Origin of the sequence: Sphingomonas sp. HT-1, assembly GCF_048568905.1 — a bacterium.
Taxonomy (GTDB): Bacteria; Pseudomonadota; Alphaproteobacteria; order Sphingomonadales; family Sphingomonadaceae; genus Sphingomonas.
The window spans coordinates 2491333-2510223 of sequence record NZ_CP183770.1 but is presented as its reverse complement, the minus strand read 5'-3'; the positions used below and the strand labels follow the sequence as shown (position 1 = coordinate 2510223).

At 68.2% G+C, this 18891-nt stretch carries 18 protein-coding genes and 1 tRNA gene; 11 read left to right on the top strand and 8 right to left on the bottom strand.

Annotated elements, in window-relative coordinates; genetic code table 11:
• Nucleotides 1–115 precede the first annotated feature (115 nt).
• Complete coding sequence (locus ACNFJ7_RS11585; protein ID WP_019370963.1) at nucleotides 116–2062, top strand: OPT family oligopeptide transporter; 1947 nt, start codon at nucleotides 116–118, stop codon at nucleotides 2060–2062.
• A gap of 2 nt (nucleotides 2063–2064) precedes the next feature.
• On the opposite strand, the gene ACNFJ7_RS11580 is transcribed toward ACNFJ7_RS11585, so the two are convergent.
• The gene (locus ACNFJ7_RS11580; RefSeq protein ID WP_330218703.1) at nucleotides 2065–2622 is read right to left on the bottom strand and encodes a TlpA disulfide reductase family protein; all 558 of its coding nucleotides are present in this window, start codon (nucleotides 2620–2622) and stop codon (nucleotides 2065–2067) included.
• A 25-nt stretch (nucleotides 2623–2647) separates the two neighbouring features.
• Between ACNFJ7_RS11580 and argH the strand changes: the two genes are divergently transcribed.
• From argH to ACNFJ7_RS11555, 5 genes are read left to right on the top strand one after another with little or no spacing between them, the layout of a single operon-like run.
• On the top strand, nucleotides 2648–4024 hold the full coding sequence (gene argH / locus ACNFJ7_RS11575) for an argininosuccinate lyase (RefSeq protein WP_019370961.1): 1377 nt from the start codon (nucleotides 2648–2650) through the stop codon (nucleotides 4022–4024).
• A gap of 8 nt (nucleotides 4025–4032) precedes the next feature.
• Nucleotides 4033–4260: a hypothetical protein gene (locus ACNFJ7_RS11570; protein ID WP_019370960.1), complete on the top strand. Its 228-nt coding sequence runs from the start codon at nucleotides 4033–4035 to the stop codon at nucleotides 4258–4260.
• A gap of 34 nt (nucleotides 4261–4294) precedes the next feature.
• Nucleotides 4295–5554 (top strand): diaminopimelate decarboxylase, encoded by a 1260-nt coding sequence (gene lysA / locus ACNFJ7_RS11565; RefSeq protein WP_019370959.1) that lies wholly within the window; start codon nucleotides 4295–4297, stop codon nucleotides 5552–5554.
• On the top strand, nucleotides 5551–6306 hold the full coding sequence (locus ACNFJ7_RS11560; RefSeq protein WP_019370958.1) for a precorrin-2 dehydrogenase/sirohydrochlorin ferrochelatase family protein: 756 nt from the start codon (nucleotides 5551–5553) through the stop codon (nucleotides 6304–6306). Before lysA ends, ACNFJ7_RS11560 begins: the two co-directional genes overlap by 4 nt.
• On the top strand, nucleotides 6303–7253 hold the full coding sequence (locus tag ACNFJ7_RS11555) for a zinc transporter ZntB (protein WP_019370957.1): 951 nt from the start codon (nucleotides 6303–6305) through the stop codon (nucleotides 7251–7253). Before ACNFJ7_RS11560 ends, ACNFJ7_RS11555 begins: the two co-directional genes overlap by 4 nt.
• 39 nt (nucleotides 7254–7292) lie before the next feature.
• On the opposite strand, the gene ACNFJ7_RS11550 is transcribed toward ACNFJ7_RS11555, so the two are convergent.
• The 4 genes from ACNFJ7_RS11550 to ACNFJ7_RS11535 all read right to left on the bottom strand — a co-directional run bounded on the left by ACNFJ7_RS11550 (nucleotide 7293) and on the right by ACNFJ7_RS11535 (nucleotide 12125).
• A complete protein-coding gene (locus tag ACNFJ7_RS11550) occupies nucleotides 7293–7829 on the bottom strand; it encodes an NADPH-dependent FMN reductase (RefSeq protein ID WP_019370956.1) in 537 nt (178 codons plus the stop codon).
• Nucleotides 7830–7876: 47 nt separating this feature from the next.
• Nucleotides 7877–9223: a M28 family metallopeptidase gene (locus ACNFJ7_RS11545; protein ID WP_026009373.1), complete on the bottom strand. Its 1347-nt coding sequence runs from the start codon at nucleotides 9221–9223 to the stop codon at nucleotides 7877–7879.
• Between the two features lie 82 nt (nucleotides 9224–9305).
• Nucleotides 9306–11867 (bottom strand): hypothetical protein, encoded by a 2562-nt coding sequence (locus ACNFJ7_RS11540; protein ID WP_019370954.1) that lies wholly within the window; start codon nucleotides 11865–11867, stop codon nucleotides 9306–9308.
• A 171-nt stretch (nucleotides 11868–12038) separates the two neighbouring features.
• Nucleotides 12039–12125: transfer RNA gene (locus tag ACNFJ7_RS11535), tRNA-Leu, on the bottom strand.
• A 128-nt stretch (nucleotides 12126–12253) separates the two neighbouring features.
• Here ACNFJ7_RS11535 and ACNFJ7_RS11530 point away from each other — a divergent pair.
• Entirely contained in the window at nucleotides 12254–13612 is a 1359-nt protein-coding gene (locus tag ACNFJ7_RS11530; RefSeq protein ID WP_019370953.1) for an MATE family efflux transporter, read from the top strand.
• On the opposite strand, the gene ACNFJ7_RS11525 is transcribed toward ACNFJ7_RS11530, so the two are convergent.
• Nucleotides 13584–14285: a zinc-ribbon domain-containing protein gene (locus ACNFJ7_RS11525; RefSeq protein ID WP_019370952.1), complete on the bottom strand. Its 702-nt coding sequence runs from the start codon at nucleotides 14283–14285 to the stop codon at nucleotides 13584–13586. The genes ACNFJ7_RS11530 and ACNFJ7_RS11525 overlap by 29 nt on opposite strands.
• A 160-nt stretch (nucleotides 14286–14445) precedes the next feature.
• On the opposite strand from ACNFJ7_RS11525, the gene ftsE reads away from it, so the two are divergent.
• From ftsE to ACNFJ7_RS11505, 4 genes are read left to right on the top strand one after another with little or no spacing between them, the layout of a single operon-like run.
• Nucleotides 14446–15147: a cell division ATP-binding protein FtsE gene (gene ftsE, locus ACNFJ7_RS11520; RefSeq protein WP_019370951.1), complete on the top strand. Its 702-nt coding sequence runs from the start codon at nucleotides 14446–14448 to the stop codon at nucleotides 15145–15147.
• Nucleotides 15144–16028, top strand: coding sequence for a cell division protein FtsX (locus ACNFJ7_RS11515; RefSeq protein ID WP_019370950.1), 885 nt, complete (start codon nucleotides 15144–15146; stop codon nucleotides 16026–16028). Before ftsE ends, ACNFJ7_RS11515 begins: the two co-directional genes overlap by 4 nt.
• Nucleotides 16028–16564, top strand: a complete 537-nt coding sequence (locus ACNFJ7_RS11510; protein WP_019370949.1) for a YdcF family protein — start codon at nucleotides 16028–16030, stop codon at nucleotides 16562–16564. The genes ACNFJ7_RS11515 and ACNFJ7_RS11510 overlap by 1 nt, the downstream gene beginning before the upstream one ends.
• A complete protein-coding gene (locus ACNFJ7_RS11505) occupies nucleotides 16564–17250 on the top strand; it encodes a lysophospholipid acyltransferase family protein (RefSeq protein WP_019370948.1) in 687 nt (228 codons plus the stop codon). Before ACNFJ7_RS11510 ends, ACNFJ7_RS11505 begins: the two co-directional genes overlap by 1 nt.
• A gap of 6 nt (nucleotides 17251–17256) precedes the next feature.
• On the opposite strand, the gene ACNFJ7_RS11500 is transcribed toward ACNFJ7_RS11505, so the two are convergent.
• Both ACNFJ7_RS11500 and ACNFJ7_RS11495 read right to left on the bottom strand, forming a co-directional pair.
• Nucleotides 17257–18180: a phytoene/squalene synthase family protein gene (locus tag ACNFJ7_RS11500; protein ID WP_019370947.1), complete on the bottom strand. Its 924-nt coding sequence runs from the start codon at nucleotides 18178–18180 to the stop codon at nucleotides 17257–17259.
• Entirely contained in the window at nucleotides 18180–18761 is a 582-nt protein-coding gene (locus tag ACNFJ7_RS11495) for a TIGR00730 family Rossman fold protein (RefSeq protein ID WP_019370946.1), read from the bottom strand. The genes ACNFJ7_RS11500 and ACNFJ7_RS11495 overlap by 1 nt, the downstream gene beginning before the upstream one ends.
• Nucleotides 18762–18891 lie beyond the last annotated feature (130 nt).

The window sequence follows — 18891 nt, the reverse complement described above, 5'->3', positions numbered from 1 at the left end:
CGGTGGCGGCAATGCGACGGCGAGGGTGCCTATGCTGATCCGGACGGACCACTGCGTGCAGCAGTGGCATGGATTCGTGCGCCCCGCCGCTTCCCTCTTTCGGAGCCTCTAGCGCATGGCCACTGCCTCTGCCCGTGCGCCGCTTGAACTCACGCTGCGAGGCGTGCTGCTCGGCGGCGTGATCACGCTGCTGTTCACGGCGGCAAATGTCTATCTTGGCCTGAAGATCGGCCTCACCTTCGCTACCTCGATCCCCGCAGCGGTGATCTCGATGGCGATCCTGCGCTTCTTCTCGAATTCGACGATCCTCGAGAACAATATCGTCCAGACCGTCGCGAGCGCGGCGGGCACGCTGGCCGCGATCATCTTCGTGCTGCCCGGGCTGGTGATGATCGGCTGGTGGAACGGTTTCCCCTATTTGGAAACCGCCGCGATCACGATGTTCGGCGGCATATTGGGCGTGATGTTCTCCGTGCCGCTGCGGCGTGCGCTCGTCGTCGATTCGCCCGATCTGCCCTATCCCGAGGGCCGCGCCGCCGCCGAAGTGCTGCAGGTGGGCGCAGGCAGCCGCGAGGGCGCCGAGGAAAGTTCGCGCGGGCTGGCGGTGATCGTCGTCAACGCGCTCGCTTCCGCCGGGTTCGCGCTGATCACCCGGATGCGGCTCGCCGCCGAGGAAGGCGCGGTCTTCTTCAAGGCGGGGGCAGGCTCCACCGGCATCATCGGCGGGCTGCAATTCGCGCTGATCGGTGCGGGGCATCTGATCGGCCTCACCGTCGGAATCGCCATTCTGGTCGGCGTGGCGATCGGCTGGTGGATCGCGCTACCGATCCTGAGCGCCGGGATTCCGGGCGCCGCCGAGGAGGTGGCCAGCGCCGTGTTCCGCAGCGATGTGCGCTTCCTGGGCGCGGGCACCATCGGCATGGCGGCGATCTGGACGCTGCTGAAGATCATCGGCCCGGTGATCGGCGGCATCCGCTCCTCGCTCGCCGCTTCCGCTGCCGCGCGCGGCGGCGCCGTGGTCGCGGTGGGCGAGCGCGACCTGCCGATCGGCATCGTCGGCGGCGTGACGCTGTTCATGCTGCTGCCGATCGGCTGGTTGTTGTGGAGCGTGCTCTCCGTCGGCCCGCTTTCCGCCTCGGCCGGGCTGCTGGTGGCGGGGTCGCTGGCGTTCGTGCTGGTCGTCGGCTTGGTGATCGCATCGGTGTGCGGGTACATGGCCGGCCTGATCGGCGCATCGAACAGCCCGGTTTCCGGCATCGGCATTCTTTCGGTCGTCGCGGCATCGCTGATGCTCGTCGGGCTGTTCGGCCGCGATCTCGATCCCGGCACCACCCAGGCGCTGATCGCCTATGCGCTGATCGTCACCGGCATCGTGTTCGGCGTGGCGACGATCTCCAACGACAATCTCCAGGACCTGAAGACGGGCCAGCTGGTGGGGGCTACGCCCTGGAAGCAGCAGGTCGCGCTGATCTTCGGCGTGATCTTCGGCAGCCTGGTCATTCCGCCGGTGCTGAGCGTGCTCAACGCCTCGTTCGGCTTTGCCGGCGTTCCGGGGGCCAGCGCCGACGCGCTGCCCGCCCCGCAGGCGGCGCTGATCTCGTCGCTGGCCAAGGGCGTGCTGGGCGGCGACCTGCGCTGGGACCTGATCGGGATCGGTGCATTGATCGGCGCGGGCGTGATCCTGGTCGACGAGGTGCTGGCCCGCACCAGCAAGTTGCGGCTGCCGCCGCTGGCCGTCGGCCTGGGCATCTACCTGCCGATGGGCGTGACGCTGACGGTGGTGGTCGGCGCCGTGATCGGCTGGTTCTACGATCGCGCTGCAGACCGCGCGCGCGACCCCGAACTCGTCAAGCGCATGGGCGTGCTGATGGCGACCGGCATGATCGTCGGCGACAGCCTGTTCGGGGTGCTCTACGCCGGCATCGTGTACGAAACCGGTAGCGAATCGCCGCTCGCGCTGGTGGGTCCCGGCTTCGCTCCCTATGCGCTGGCCGGGGGCACGCTGGCGTTCCTGGCGATCACGCTCGCGCTCTACGTCTATACCAAGCGCAAGGCGGTCTAACCTTATTTGGCCTCGGCGATCAGCGCCGAGGCCTGCTCGCCGGACCAGTCGAACTCGCCCGCAACACGCCACACTTCCTTCCCTGCGGCATCGTAGAGGATCGTGGTCGGCAGATTGGCGCCGAGCTCCACGCTGAATGCCGTATCCGTATCGAGATAGGGCTTCAGCGCCTGGTAGCCGTTCTTTTGGAAGAAGGGGCCTACGACCTCCATTCCCTTAAGATCCTGGCTGAGCGGCAGGACCACCAGCGCGTCACCCGTGCGGCCGGCCAGCGCATCGAGCGTCGGCATCTCCTTGATGCACGGGATGCACCAGGTGGCCCAGAGGTTGAGCAGCACCGGCTTGCCGCGGAAATCGGCCAGCGACAGCTTCTTGCCGGCCGCATCCGTGAACGGCAGGCTCGGCGCGGTCTCGCCTGCGTGGCTGCGATCGACCTTGCTGACGGGCGCGGGTGCAGCGGCGTTTGCCGGGGCCGAAGTTTCGTTCGCTTGCTGAGACGGCTGCGTTTGCGTATCGCACCCCGCGATTGCGAGGGCGCCCAGAAGGAGAAGACCGATCACCGAGCGCAAGGACAGCTCCAATTCCATGTGGGGAGGGCGCTTCGCCGAAGGCCCGTCCGCGGTGATGCGCGAGATAAACGCCTCCATCCCCTTCGACAAGCGGATGTGGCAACAGGATCTGCGCGGCTCCAAGGCGCATGTCGCGATGCTGGGCCAGCAGGGGATCGTGGGTGCGGAGGATGCCGCGACGATCGGCGCGGGTCTGGATCAGGTCGCCGAGGACTTCGCCGCGCACGGCGTGCCCGAGGATCTCGCGCTCGAAGACATCCATATGCTCTCCGAAAGCCGGCTGGCAGAGAAAATCGGCCCCGTGGCGGGCCGCCTGCACACCGCGCGATCGCGCAACGACCAGGTCGCGACCGATTTCCGCCTCTGGGTGCGCGACGCGATCGACCAGGCCGATGCGGCGCTGGGCGCGCTGCAGGACGCGCTGCTGGCGCGCGCCGAGCAGCACGCCGACAGCGTGATGCCGGGCTTCACCCATCTCCAGGTCGCGCAGCCGGTGACCCTGGGCCACCATCTGATGGCCTATTTCGAGATGTTCGCGCGCGACCGCTCGCGGTTGAAGGATGCGCGGGCGCGGATGAATTTGTGCCCGCTGGGCTCGGCGGCGCTGGCCGGTACCGGCTTCAACCTCGACCGCGAGATGACGGCCAAGGCGCTGGGCTTCGACGGCCCGACCCGTAACTCGCTCGATTCGGTGTCAGACCGCGACTTCGCGCTCGATTACCTGACGGCCGCCGCGCAGTGCAGCCTCCACCTCAGTCGGTTGGCCGAGGAATTCGTGATTTGGGCGAGCCAGCCCTTCGGCTTCGTGGCACTTTCGGATCAATGGTCGACCGGCAGCTCGATCATGCCGCAGAAGCGCAACCCCGACGCGGCCGAGCTGGTCCGCGGCCATTCGGGACGGATCAGCGGCGCGCTGTTCAGCCTGATGATGACGATGAAGGGCCTGCCGCTCGCCTATTCGAAGGACATGCAGGACGACAAGCCGCCGGTGTTCGAGGCGCACGATCTGCTCGGCCTCAGCATCGCGGCGATGACCGGCATGGTCGAAAGCGCGACCTTCCGGCTGGAGCGGATGCGCACCGCAGCCGAGGCCGGCTTCTCGACCGCGACCGACCTGGCCGACTGGCTGGTCCGCGAGGGCGGCATTCCGTTTCGCGAGGCGCACCACATTACCGGCCGCGCGGTGGCGAAGGCGGAAGCGGGCGGCATCCGGCTCGACCAGTTGCCGATCGACGCGCTCAAGGAAATCGATGCGCGGATCGACGAACGCGTGTACGGCGTTCTCAGCGTCGATGCATCGGTGAACAGCCGGACGAGCTTCGGCGGCACGGCGCCCGCACGGGTTCGTGCGGCGATAGCGGCGGCCCGCAAGGGTCGCGAGGAGGAAGCATGAGGAGGCAAATGCTGCTCGCGAGCCTGGTGCTCGCGCTCGGCGGTTGCGGTGCACGCGAACCCCTGGCCCCGCGGCCGGGTGCTTCGCTGCCGGTGGCGCCCTATGGCGCCCGCGCAACGCCCACGCCTCCCGACCTTCTCAAACCCGAGCCGCAGACCCGCCCGGCGCGCAGCGACGACCTGATCCAGGCGTCCGAAGCGCGGCGGAGCGACGAGTTCGACCTGCCACCCAACTAATTTTGGCGGCCATTCGCGCCGCACCCAGAGGCCCATGACCGATTTCTCGATGATCGACGGCGAACTGCACGTCGAATCGCTGCCCCTCGCGCGCATCGCCGCCGAGGTGGGTACGCCCATCTATGTCTATTCCACCGAACGCTTCCAGGCCAATGCCCGCGCCTTTCGCGACGCGCTGAAGCCGCTGGGACGCATCCACCTCGCCTTCGCGATCAAGGCCAACCCCAACCTCGCGGTGCTCAAGCTGCTGGCGAACGAGGGCTTCGGCGCCGATGTCGTCTCCGGCGGCGAGATGGCGCGGGCGCTGGCGGCGGGCGTGGCGCCCAAGGACATCGTCTTCTCCGGCGTCGGCAAGACAAGGGGCGAGCTGGTGAAGGGGCTGGAGGCCGGCATCGGCCAGTTCAATCTCGAGCTGGTCGAGGAAGGCGAAGTGCTGGCGGCGCTCGCGGCGGAGCGCGGGCTGACCGCGCGGGCGGCGCTGCGCGTGAACCCTGATGTCGATGCCGGCACGCACGAGAAGATTTCGACCGGCAAGGCGGAGAACAAGTTCGGCTTGCCGATCGGCGAGGCACCGGAGATCTTCGATCGGCTCGGCAAGCTGCCTGGGCTCGATCTGCACGGCATCGCGGTCCATATCGGCAGCCAGCTGCTCGGCCTCGCGCCGCTGGAGGCCGCGTTCGAGCGCGTCGGCCGGCTGCTCGCCGAACTGCGCGCCAATGGCCACACCATCACCCATGTCGATCTCGGCGGCGGCTTGGGCGTCGCCTATCGTCCCGGCGAGGTGCCGCCGACGCCGGAGGCCTATGCCGAGATGGTCGCGCGGGTGACCAAGGACTGGGACGTCGAACTGATGTTCGAGCCGGGTCGCACCATCGCCGGCAGCGCAGGCGTGCTGGTGACGGAAGTGTTGTGGGTGAAGCCGGGGCAGGTCCATCCCTGGGTGGTGGTCGACGCGGCGATGAACGACCTTGCCCGCGTGGCGCTGTACGATGCCTATCACGGCTTTGCGGCGGTGAAGCCCAATGGCGAGCGCTTCGTCGCGAACGTCGCCGGGCCGGTGTGCGAAAGCACCGACGTGTTCGTGAAGGCGCGCGAGATCGACGCGGTGAAGGCCGGCGACCTCGCCGTGCTGGAGACCGCCGGCGCGTACGGCGCGACCATGGCCAGCACGTACAACAGCCGCCCGCTGGTGCCCGAGGTGCTGGTCTCGGGTGACCGCTACGCCATCGTCGCCGGCCGCATCTCCGCCGAGGAGATCATGGCCGCCGAGCAGGTGCCGGACTGGCTGAAGTGACGCTCGCCGCGCTGCCCCTGTTCGTGAAGCTGGCGGGGCGGCCGGTGATTCTGGTCGGCGAGGGCGAGCCGGCGGACGCCAAGCGCCGCCTGCTCGACCGCGCCGGCGCGCAGGTGGTGGGCGAGGGCGATGCCGCCGCGCTCGCCATCGTCGCACTCGATGATCCCGAGGACGTGGTCGCGCGGCTCAAGGCGCGGGGCGTGCTGGTCAATTGCGTCGACCGGCCCGAGCTGTGCGACTTCACCCTGCCGGCGATTGTCGACCGCGATCCCGTGCTGATCGCAATCGGCACCGGCGGGGTCTCGGCGGGGCTGGCGGCGGCACTGCGCCAGCGGCTGGAGGCGTTGCTGCCGGCAAGCCTTGGCACGCTCGCCAAGGGACTGGGCCGCAGCCGCGCTGCGATGAAGACGCGCTGGCCCGATGCGGGGGCCCGTCGCCGCGCCCTGGCCGATGCGCTGAGCGAGGGCGGGATGCTCGACCTGCTGGCAGGCGACGGCGATGTCGATCGCTGGTTGGCGCAGGGAGCCGCACCGCAGGCGCAGCTCGTATCGCTGCGGCTGACCTCGCCGGACCCCGAGGACCTCACGCTGCGTCACGCCCGGCTGCTTGCGCAGGCTGACCGGCTTTTCCATCTAGGCGACGTGCCCGACGCCATCCTCAACCGCGCGCGCGCCGACGCCGCGCGCATCCTTGCCCGTCCCCCCGCCGATCCTGGCGAAGGCCTGTCGCTTTGGCTGGAGATGGCGGGTTGAGCGGCTTTGCCTATGTCGTGAAGGACGGGAAGGTCGAGCAGCCGACGATGCGCGCGGCGCTCGAGGCGCGTGGCGGGCTCACCTGGATCCACCTCACCACCAATGACGAGCGGGCCCAGCTCTGGCTCGGCGGCGAGGCGAAGCTGTCGCAATATGTGATCGATTCGCTGACCGCCACCGAGACGCGGCCGCGCTGCGACGCGGTGGGCGAAGGCGCGATGATCAACCTGCGTGGGCTCTCGTCTGAAGTGACGACCGCCTCCGATCCCCTGGCTTCAATCCGCATCTATGCGATGGGCGGCTGCGTGTTCTCGGTGACGCGCAAGCATCTCAACGCGCTGCAGCCGGTCCGCGAGGAAGTGGAATCGCACAAGATTCTCGATCCGGGCGACCTGATCGCGGCGATCGCCTCGCAGATCACCGAAGAGCTCGATCCGGTCGTCGCCGAGCTCGGCGACTCGCTCGATGATTGCGAGGAGCAGCTTTCCGCGCACCGCGCGTTCGAGTTGCGGCGGATGGTCAACCGCGTCCGGGTGCAGGCGATCGGCTATCGCCGCTTTCTCAATCCCCAGCGCGCCGCGATCGAAAAGCTGGCCGGCCTGCCCGGCGAATGGCTGCGCGAGGACGATCGCCTCCACCTCGCCGCCGCCGCCGATCGCGCGGCCCGCATGGCCGAGGAAGTGGAGAGCATTCGCGAGCGCGCTGCGCTGACGCATGAAACGCTCACCGATCTGCGCGGCGAACTGCTCGACCAGCGCTCGCTCGTGATCGCCATCGTCGCGATGGTGTTCCTGCCGCTGACCTTTCTTACCGGCTTGCTCGGCATGAATGTCGACGGCATCCCCTTCGCGCACGAACCCTGGGCATTCTGGGGCGTGGTGGCTGTGTGCGTGACGATGTCCGGCGGGATCGCGGGCTATTTCGTCTATCGGCACTGGTTCGAATGAGATGGTCGCGCCGGCGCAGGCCGGGAGGGCGGAAGAACGTCAGCGGTTCAGAAACTCGAAGATCTGCCCGACCATCACGTCGAGCGCGCCCTGGCAATGCGCCTCTACGTCCGGCGTCTCCACGGTGTTGACCGCGATTCCCATCGGCGTCGGCCATCCTCGCAGCGCGTGGGTGATGGTGCGCAGCGCCTGCAGCGTCGCGACCGAGGCCTGCCAGCCGGCCGCCGTCGCGATCAAGCCGATTGGGAGTCCGTCGAAATAGACGCGCTTGTCGCGGCTCAGCAGCTCGACATAGTCGAGCGCCGTTTTCACCAGCCCTGAAAGCGTGCCGTGATAGCCTGGCGATCCGATGATCACCGCATCGGCCGTACGCAGCGCCTCGACATAGCGGATCACCTTGGCGTCGCTCTCGCCATGTTCGGGCTCGTAATGTGGGAAGACGATGTCCGGTCCGGTGAGCAGGGTGGTGCGCGCGCCGCGCGCCTCGGCCCGGGAAAGGGCGGCGGCAAGCAGTTTGCCGGTGCTGGATTGGGCGCGCAGGGTGCCGCCCAGCGCGACGATGTGAGGCGTGTGCATGAATACTCGCTAGAGCAAGCCGGCGCGGGGCGCCAGCTTGGGGAACGTCATTCGGGTTTGCCGCCGGGCTTCCATTCCGGCTTGGCATCGCTGTTCGCCAGGGCATGGAGCGGTTCGACCAGCGACTGGATCGCGCGGGTCATGAAGGCGATGTCGATATTTGCGACCGTATCCTCCTTGCTGTGGTAGGTCGGCACCACCGCCCAGCCAGAAATGGTATGGGCGACGACTCCCTTCAGCGCGAGGGCGTAATTGTCCGATCGCTGGAAGAAGTTCTGTTCCGGATAGGGATCGGACGTCACCAGCGCGCCGTGCGCCTTCAGCGTCTCGCCCAGCGTCGAGCGTTCGAAGCCGGTCATCATCATCGTGCCGGCGGGCAGCTTGGGATCCTGCGCGCCGATCATCTCGACTTCGATGTTGGCAACGATCTGGTCGAGCGGCACCGGCGCATGGGCGATGAAATGACGCGCGCCATAGCCGCCAATCTCTTCCGATCCATAGGCGACGAACAGGATGCCGCGCTTCGTGCGGCCCTTCAAGGCGAGGGTGCGTGCGAGTTCGAGCACCGCCGTGGTGCCCGAGGCATCGTCGTTCGCGCCGTGCATCACCGTGCCGTCGGGCTGAACCCCAAGATGATCGAGATGCGCGCTGAGCAAAAGAACGCCCGCCTTGGGATCGGTGCCGGGCAGCCAGCCCACCGCGTTGGTGGTGACGCTGGCCGCTTCCGCCACCGGCACCGTCAGCACGGCGCGTGCGCCGCCCTGCTTTGCCAGCGCGTCGAACGCTGCCGCCGGCAGCACCACAAGGGCGGGGCGGCCCTCCGGCACGGTGCCGCGCAAATAGCCGGGCAAGCGGGGTTCGCCGCCCAGCCGCTCCGCCAACGCCTTGGTGTCGGCGCTCTCGCGGACAATCACCAGGCGGGCGCTCTTCAGCTGGCTGGCAGTGCGATAGACCTGCATCGCCGGTTGATCGCCGGTAACGATCATTGCGTCGGCAGGCGCAGCGCGCGACAGCGCCTTGGCGGGAACAACGCGCAATGCCCCTTCCACGCCCTTGCCGTCGCCGATCAGCAGCGCGGCCCCGGCGACCGGCGTGCCGTCCACCGTCAGCGTGATCGGCGCCTGAAGCTTGAGGCGGACGATTTCGGCCTTTTGCAGATAGCCGTTCATGCCAGGCGCAGGTTGCAGACCGGCGCCTTGGAACTGCGCGGCGACATAGGCGGCGGCGATCGCCTCATCGGGTGTCGCGCTGCCGCGCCCGCGTAGCTCGTCGCCGGCGAGGAAGGTCTCGTGCGCACGCACCCATGTGCTGCTTACCTCTGCCTGCTGCGCCGCCGCTGGCACGGCCAGCACGCTCACTGCAGCCCATGCCGCCAGCAGATACCCACGCCTCATTCGCACTTCCCCCGTTCGGTTGCGGGGGCGTGATGGGCCAAGCGGGCGCGACGCGCAACCACGCGCCGCGCCGCCGCCGGGATCAGAAGAACAGCTTGCGGACGCTCAGGGTCACCGTCCGGCCCGTCGGGTCGAGCAGGTCGGGTTGATAGTTGACCGGAATCGTGCCGGTCTGGTCGGTCACGCGCTGCCGGGTGTTGAGAAGGTTGGAAACGCCCAAGCTCACACGCGTACCGCGCAGCCAGCGATGCTCGCGCACCAGCTTGAACTGTCGGCCCAGATCCGCGAACAGCCGCAGGTTGAACGTGCCGAGATCGCCAAAATTCAGCCGATCGGTGTTGTTCAAGCCGGTGAAGACGGTGGTGCTGCTCTGCCACTTATAGCCGAGCCGGATGCCCACGCCGTCCTTGGTGAAGCCCGCCTGTCCTTCGATCTGGTGGGCCGGCTGGCCACCATTGTTGCCGGCGGCATCGCCGTTCAGCAGGTCGAGGATCGGCACGCCATCGCGTATCTTGATCTGATTCTTGAAATACCAGGTATGATAGAGGCTGAACTGCGCGCGACCGGCGAGCGCGCCGTTCGGCCCGCCAAAGCCACCACGCCCACCGCGGAAGCCGCCGCCGGGACCGCCAGGCCCCCCCTGGCCCGCGCCAGGGGGCGGGCCGAAGAGGCTGCCGCCGCCGGGCGGACGGGGCTGCTGGCCGTTCTGCCCCTGTTGCTGCCCGAACATGCCCGCCTGCCCTTCCGCCGGCAGCGGCTTTCCGGCGGCAACGGCCGCGGCGCGTTCGGCTTCGCGCTGGGCGCGCATCGCAGCGATCTTCTTTTCGACGGACGACCGGATCGGCACCGAAAGGTTGAAGCCCCAGCGGAGCTGCTGGGTGTTGTTCTCGGCGAAATTGACAGCACGGTTGTCGATGCTCACCAGATCGCCATCGGCATCGCGGACGAACCGATCGGGGAACGCCGCTTCGATCGGCGCGGTCACGGAAGGAAGCGTGGCGATGTCGTTGCGGATGCGCGTGGTCACGTAATCGGCGCGGAACGACAGATCGGTCTTTTCCGACGGGCGCAGTTCCAGGCCCAGCTTCATCACATGCCGGTTCTCGGCGGTGAGCAGCGGGTTGCCGCCGGTGATCGTAGTGATCGTCACCGTCTGGCCGGTACGATAGTCGAACACACGGGTATTGGGGCTGGCGATTACCGGATTGCCGAGCTGGCCCGTGGTCGGCGCGTCCTCGGTATCGGTCCAGGAGGCGATCAGCCGCAGCGGCTTGAGCGGCGACCAGTTCACGCCATAGCCCGTGGTCGTCAGCGTGCCGAAGTCCGACAGGTGCTGGACGGCGACATTGCCATTGAGCGTCAGATCGCCGATCGCGCTCAGCACGGCGCGGCGGCGGCTGGCGATCGGCACGTCGATGTTCAGCTGGCTGCTGGCAATGTTGCGCGACAGCGACGCATCGGTCGGCAGGCCGTTGCGCACGGCGGTGCTGTCGAAGCTGCTCAACGATCCGCCCAGACGCAGCGAAGTGGAAACATCGCCTGCCGGCAGCCGGAACAGCGGGCCGCGCAGCAGCGCATCGACCGCGCCGACATTCGACACGGATTGGCCCTGATCTGCGGGGCGCGCCAGCCCGGCGGTATCGAAGCCGCGATCGGTGATGGTGTTGCTGGTCACGCGATCGTAATTGCCGATCACCGACCAGCTCCACGCATTGCCCCAAGGCAGGCCATCGCCGTTCAGCGTGGTGCCGAGATGCGCGGTGATCGTGCGGCTGCTGGCGGTGAGCGGATTGGGCTCGCTGGGCAGCGCGATCGGGGCCGCCGTCTGCGAAAGCGCAAGGCCGCGCAGCGCCTCGCTCTGCTGCACTTCCAGCGTGCCGTTGATCGTCGCGCCCAGCTTTGGATTAAGGTCGCGCGCATAGGAGCTGTTGATCGTCAGATCCTGGCTCGGGGATACCAGCGTGCGATAGGGCGCCTGGTTGACGCCGCTGCTGTCGGTGACCGTCGGCAGCACGTTGCGCTCGCTTTCGAGCAGCGCCGAATTGCCCTCATATTTCACGTCCAGATTGACGCGACGATCGCGGTTGATCTTGAGGATGTCGGCTTGCACTTCCTGGCTGCTGTTGCCGCCCTCGGTGGGGCCGCCGCCTTCCAGCTCGGTGGTGAGGGCGCGGAAACGCTCGCGCAGTACGAAATTGACGACGCGCTGATCAGCCGAGTAGCCGAACTTCAGCGCCACTTCCTCCGCCAGGATGTCGACGCGCTCGATTGCCTCGGTCGGCAGGTCGCGAATCTCGGCGAAGCTGGAGATGCGGCGGCCGTTGAGCAGCACCACCGGCCTGCCGCTGCCGCGCCCGCTGCCCGTCTGCGGCGCCAACTCGTTGAGCAGATCGGAAATAGACGACACCGCATAGGCACGGATGTCCGCCTGATTGAGCTGAATTTCAGGGGGAATGTCGCTCTGCACCGCGCCGCGTGGGGCGGAGGAGGTGACGACGATTTCATCGGTATAGGGATCGGCTTCCTGCGCGGGCGCCTGGGCAGGGCGGCTGCCCTGCTGTGGCTGGGCCGTAGTTTGTGCCTGCGCCACCAGCGGCGATACGCCTGCCAACAGACCTGCCAGGGTGGTCCCCAGTCGCTTCATCGTTGTTCCGTCCCTTTGTTACCGAATCACAAGCGGGCCCGCAGGCCCGCCCTTCTTCATTCGCCGGGTACGACGCACATGTCGCAAAACTGTGCCAAAATATAAGATAAATGTCGCAGCGCAGGATGCAGATGCGAAAATGGGGGCCGGAGCCCCCATCGTCTTGTTCACTGGTGCGGTCGAGAAGACTCGAACTTCCACGGCCTTTCGGCCACAACGACCTCAACGTTGCGCGTCTACCAGTTCCGCCACGACCGCACGTGAATTTCCGCCGGCATTTTCGTTCCGGCGGCTGGTAAGGCAGCGGCCCCTAGCAAAGCGAAACCGGGCTGGCAACCCGCCTTGTTCGGCTTTCTTGCGACGCCGCTTGCGCCTATGCCCCGGGCATGGCTGCCACAACGCCCCTTGCTGCGGAGACGCGCCGGATCCTTGCGCTGGCATGGCCGGTCATTCTGACGGGCCTGAACTGGACGATCCTGCACGTCACAGATGTGATCGTGGTCGGGCTGACGGGCACGCATCAGGTGGCGGCGCTGGGCGCCAGCCGCACGATCACCTTTCCCGGCATCGTGATGGGGTTGGGCGCGCTTTCGGGCGTGCTGGTGCATGTGTCGCGGGCGGACGGCGCCGGCGATCTGCCCGGCACCGGCCGCGTCCTGCACCGCGGCCTTCTGCTCGCGCTGATGCTGGGTCTGGTGAGCGGCGCACTGCTGTTCGGATTCGCCGCACCGTTGCTGGCGATGGTCGGGGTTGCGCCCGATCTGGTGCCGGTGGCGGCGCCGGTGGTGCGGATGATGGCGCTGGCCTACCCGTTTCAACTGGTGACGATCGCCGCGAGCTTCTTCCTGGAGGGGGTGAGCCGGCCGGGCCGCGTCACCACCGTCAATCTGGCCATCCTGCCTGTCAACGGTCTGCTCGCCTGGCTTCTCGCCACCGGCGCCGGAGGATTGCCGGCCTGGGGTGCGGCAGGCGCGGCGGCGGCTACCGCTATTGCCTCCGCGCTGGGCGCAGTGGGGATGGTCGCCGCCGCATGGACCTTGCCGCGTGCACAGGCGCGCGGCGTGCGTGCGCTGCGTTCCTGGGCGGCGCCGGGCAACTGGGCCGGGGCCTGGGCGCTGGCGCGGTTCGGCGTCGTGCCGGCGATCGCGTCCGGGCTGGAACTGGTCGGCTTCTCCATCCTGATCGTGCTCTCCACCCAGTTGGGAGAATCGACCGCGCACGCCTTCCAGATCGTGTTTTCGATCCACAACGTCACCTTTGCGGTGGCGCTTGGCCTGGGATCCGCCGCGGGCGTACGCGTGGGCAATGCGGTGGGGGAAGGGGTGCCGCAGGTGGCGGCGAAGCGCACCGCGATCGCCGCGGTGCTGGCGGCGATCGCCACCGGGCTTCTAGCGATCGGCCTGATCCTTGCGCCGATGCTTGCGGTGCAGGGGTTCCCCGCCAGCGCCCAGGTTCATGCCATTGCCGCGTCGATGCTGATGCTGTGGGCGCCCTTCATCCTGTTCGACGGGATCCAGGTGGTGTTCGTCTATGCGCTGCGCTCGCTCGGCGATCAGGTGGCGGCGGGCGTCAACGGCATCGTCGCCTTCTTCATCGTCACCGGCGGACTGGGACTGCTCCTGGTGCACGGTGGCTATAGCGCGCAGGGTCTGGTGCTCGCCTCTGGGCTCGGCATGGTGGCCGCCGCGCTGCTGAACGGCGGGCGGCTGATCCAGGTCACTCGCCGATTTCGCTCGCAAAGCTGAGGCGGGCGACCTTCGCTTCGGCCGGCACGTCGACCTTGGCGCCGTTGAATTCCATCGCCGCCTGCGCGTCCAACGTCCGCGCCGCCGGCGTGATCCGCCAGCCATAGACTTCGCGGCCCTGGCCATCCATCAGCCGGATGCGGATATCGGGCACGTGCTGCGCGCTGCCGGTGGGATTGAGCACCTTGCCGGAAACGATGAACAGGCGGCTGCCGTCGGTGCGGGTCTTCAGCTCGACATTCTTCTCGCTGAACAGCAGCGGCGTTTCGCCTGCCCCGAAGTTGAGCCCCAGCTTCGCGGCCACGCCGGGCGCCTTCCAGTGGAGCAGCGCGGCACCGCCCAGCAGCACCGACAGGGTGGCAACGATCGCCGCGATCGTCCAGCGCAGCCGTCCCCGCCGGGGCGGCGGCGGCGGATCGGCGAACGGATCATAGGCCTCCGGCTCGGCATCTACTGCCTCGACGGCCTCAGCGGGCACAGGCAGCGCCGGTTCTTCCACGGCGTCGAGCTGCGGCGCCGCTCTTTCTTCGGCGGGTGTCGTCAGCTCTAGCGGCTCGGGCGATTGAAACCAGCTGTGCTTGCAGTTGACGCACCGCACGGTCCGCCCGTCCGGGCCGATCGCGGAACTCGGCACATCATAGCGCGATCCGCACTGGCTACACTCCAAGATCATGCTGTCCGCCCCTCTACCCCGGCCGAAGACGCGCCGGACGCGAAGCCTAGCCGCGCCGATTCCGGGCAGCAAGCGGCTTGGCGGCGGGTTGAGCGCCATCGGGTGCTGTGCGATGGCGGCCGCTCAAGCGGATCAAGGGATGGGATGGGCCGCACGGCGCATGGCGAACATCGTGCACTTCGAGAAGGTCGGCCTGCGCTACGGCACCGGGGTAGAAACGCTGTCGGACGTCAGTTTCACGCTCGCCAAGGGCGGCTTCTATTTCCTCACCGGCGCCTCGGGCGCGGGCAAGACATCGCTGCTGCGCCTGCTCTATCTGGCGCAGCGGCCGACGCGCGGCGTCATCCGGCTGTTCGGCGAGGATGCCGGCGCGCTGCCGCGACGGCGGCTGCCCGCGCTGCGTCGCAGGATCGGCGTCGTGTTTCAGGATTTCCGCCTCGTCCCGCATCTTTCCGCCTATGACAATGTCGCGCTGCCGCTGCGCCTCGCGGGCGTTCGGGAAAGCGATATCGACGCGCCCGTGCGGGAAATGCTCGAATGGGTGGGGCTGAGCGCGCGCGTCACTGCACGGCCGCCCACGCTTTCCGGCGGCGAGCAGCAGCGCATCGCCATCGCCCGCGCCGTTATCGCCCGCCCCGAATTGCTGGTGGCCGACGAGCCTACCGGCAATGTCGATCCCGACATGGCCGATCGGCTGCTCCACCTGTTCGAAGCGCTGCACCGGCTGGGCACGACGGTGGTGATGGCCACGCACGACCTGCACCTCATCGGCCGGATACCCCATGCGCACCGGATGCGGGTGGAGAAGGGCCGGCTGGTCGATCCGACGGGCGTGCTGCTGCATCCGCCGGGAGCGGCATGATGCGCCTGGCCCCGGATCGCACGATCGATCGCCAACTGCTCGATCGCGGCCAGCACGCGCGGATCATGATCGGCATCATGGGCATCATGCTGTTCCTGACGGTGTTGAGCGCAGCGCTCGGGCTGGGCGTCACGCGCGCGGTGGGCGACCTCGATCGCGGCTTTGCCGGCAAGCTGGTGGTGCAACTGGTCGAACCCGATGCCCGGCTGCGCGACAGGCGCGCGGCGGCCTTGGTGGGGCGGCTGAAGGCGATGCCGGGCGTGCGCCGGGTCGTGGAAGCGGATCGCGATCGGCTGGCGGCGCTGCTCCGACCGTGGCTGGGCGATGCCGGTCTCGATCCCGACCTGCCGATGCCGGTGCTGATCGATGTCGAGGTGCCGGCTGAGCGCGCGGAGGCGGTGATCGCCGCGGCGCGATCGGTGGCGGCGGGCATCCGGGTCGATCGCAGCGCCGCCTGGCTGGCGCCGGTGCGCCGCTTCCTCGCCACGCTGGGCGCCGTCGCCGCAGGGCTGGTGCTGGTGATTGCGGCGGCGGCGGCCGGCGTTGTGCTGCTGGTGACGCGCGCGGGGCTGGACACGCACCGCGATACCATCGAAGTGCTGCATATGCTCGGCTCCACCGATCACCAGATTGCCCGCCTGTTCCAGCGGCGGATTGCTTTCGACACGCTCCTGGGCGGAGCCGCGGGCGCGATTCTGGCCCTGGCGCTGATCGTGCTGCTGCAGGCGCGGCTGGTGCAGATCGGCTCCGGCATTCTGGGCGGCACCGGGCTGGCTCCGGTCGACTGGGCGCTGCTGATCCTACTGCCCGTGGCGTTTGCGTTGCTCGCGACGGGGGCGGCGCGAATCGCGGTGCTGCGCGCGCTGGCGGGGCAGCTCTGATGCGGCGGCTGTTCCTGCTGCTGTTGCTGGTCGCGTTCTCCTGGGCCGTCGGCTTTGGCGTCTTCTTGCTGAGCCTGGGCAAGCCGCTGGGCGCGCATCCCACCGATGCGGTGGTGGTATTGACCGGGGGGCCCGGGCGCATCCAGCGCGGGCTGGATGCGCTGCGTCGGCAGGATGCACGGCGCATGCTGGTGAGCGGCGTCAATCCGGACGTTCGCCCGCGCGAGCTGGCGGCGCAGTTTCCGGCCGATCGCGCGCTGTTCCGCTGCTGCGTCGATTTGGGCCATGAGGCGGTCGACACGCGTTCCAACGCCGACGAGACCGTCCGCTGGGTGCGCGAGCACGAGTATCGCAGCGTGCGGCTGGTCACGTCCGACTGGCACATGCCGCGCGCCCGACTGGAGCTTGCCCATGTGCTGGGCGGTGTGACGATCGTGGGAGACGGCGTGCCGAGCCGCCTCCGCTGGCGCATGTTGCTGCAGGAATACCACAAATATCTGGTGCGCCGGGGGGCGCTGCTCGTGGGGGTGGATTGATGGACGTGCTGCGAACCTGGGCTTTTCGCCTGTTCTTCTACAGCATCTCCGTCGTGATGGTGTTGCTGGTGCCGATCGTCGCGTTGTTCGGCGGGCGAGCGCTGCGGGCGCACTCGAATCTGTGGGCATGGCTGATGCAATGGTCGGTCGGCGCGATCATGGGCGCGCGGCTGCGCGTCGAAGGCACGATACCGAGCGGGCAGCTGCTCTTCGCCGGCAAGCACGAAAGCTATTACGAGGCGCTGGAACTCACGCGCATGCTCGACAGCCCGGCAACCGTGATGAAGCGCGAACTGGCCAAGATCCCGATCTGGGGCTGGGCGGCGCAGCGTTATGGCACAATCGTGGTGGACCGGGCCGCAAACGCCAGCGCCCTGCGGGCGTTGATGCGAGACGCGAAAACCGCGCTGGCCAGCGGCCGATCGGTGCTGATCTTTCCGGAAGGCACCCGCGTGCTGCCCGGTGAGGCACCCCCGCTCCGTTCCGGCTTTGCCGGCCTGTACCGTGCCCTCGATCTGCCGGTGGTTCCAGTGGCGGTGAAGAGCGGGCATGTCTGGCCCCGCAAAGGGCTGATGCACAAAGGCGACATCGTGTTCCGCTTTGGCGAGCCGATTCCGCCTGGCCTTCCGCGACGCGAAGTTGAAGCGCGGGTGCATGCCGCGATCAACGCGCTGAACGCCCAATAACCAAAGTTATCGCGGCCGCGTCCACAGTCCTGCCGGCCGTGGCGTCGGCGCCCGCTTCCATGCCGCGATCCAGGCCCCGCCGATCGCGGCGAGCTTCTCGCCGCCCGACGTTGTGGTGCGGCTCTCCCACGCGCCTGCGCCCCGCGCGCGAACCTTGCGGGCGATGCCGCCATAGATGTCGGCGGCGGCCAGTACCGCCCAGGCCGAGCGGAACGACAGCGCCGCCGCCCCGCCCCGCGCGCTGATCTCATAGGCTTCCGCCCGGTCGGCGAGCCGCGTGCCGAGGATGGCGAGCGCGCTGCGATCGGCGAGCGGGTTGTCGGCGGTCAGCCCCACCTCCGCGAGCCAGGCGGCGGGCAGGTAGCAGCGGCCGGCTTCAGCATCCTCGCCAATGTCGCGCGCGATATTGGCGAGCTGAAAGGCGAGGCCCAGGTCGCACGCGCGATCGAGAACCGCCTCATCCTCAGGCTGCACGCCCATCACCACCGCCATCATGCAGCCGACCACGCCGGCGACATGGTAGCAATAGCGCAGCAGATCGTCCTCATTTGTCGGCTGCCAGCCATCGGCATCGAGCGCAAAGCCGTCGATCAGGTCCCAGGCGAAGCGATGCGGCATGCCGGTCTCTTGCGCTACGATGCGTAGTGCGTCGAACGCTGCATCGCCGACCCATTCGCCCGCCAGTGCCGCAGCGGTGCGTTCGCGCACTTCCGCCAAGCGGGCCTGGGGATCCTCGACCACGGTCATGCCATGGCCGTGATCCTGACCGTCGGCGATATCGTCGCAGCGGCGGCACCAGGCATAAAGCAGCCAGGCACGCTCCCGCGTCTTGGGATCGAACAGTTTGCTGGCCGCGGCAAAACTGCGCGAGCCGCGGGCGATCGATTCGCCGGCGGTGGCGACGATCGCATCGCGGCCGGGAAAGCGCATTACAGCTGGTCGCGCCGCAACTGGGCGATCGGCACGATCGGCTGGGCATCGGCCATCTTGGCCAGCAGGCCGTCGATCGTGCTGTCGACCAGCAACAGGCCCTGGTGCTGCGACCGCACGAACCCAACCGTTCCCATATGCTCCCAGAACTCGACGAGCTTGTCGTAATAGCCGGCGATGTTGAGCAGACCGATCGGATCGGCGTGGTAGCCGAGCTGCGCCCAGCTCATTGCTTCCCAAAGTTCGTCCATCGTACCGGTGCCGCCGGGCAGGTTGACGAAGCCGTCGGCCAGCTCGGTGAAGCGCGCCTTGCGCTCGTGCATCGTCTCGCACACCTCGAGGGAGGTGAGGCCGCGATGCGCGACCTCGGCGTTGACGAGCAGGGTGGGGATTACCCCGATCACCTCGCCGCCAGCCTCCAGCGCTGCATCGGCGACCGCGCCCATCAGGCCGAGCCGACCGCCGCCATAGACGACACCGATGCCGCGCTCGGCAAGCGTGCGGCCCAAGGTGCGGGCGGCTTCGATATAGACCGGATTGGCCGGGCTGGCCGAACCGCAATAGACGGCGATACGCTTCATTATGTGCTCCTGTGGCGGGGCTGATAGCGTGTTTTCGCGGGGAGGAAGAGGGGGTACTTAGCGCCGCACCTTCAGGGGAATGGGATGGCGCGGTGTCTCACCGAGACCTACTTTCGTTCCGGAAACCCTT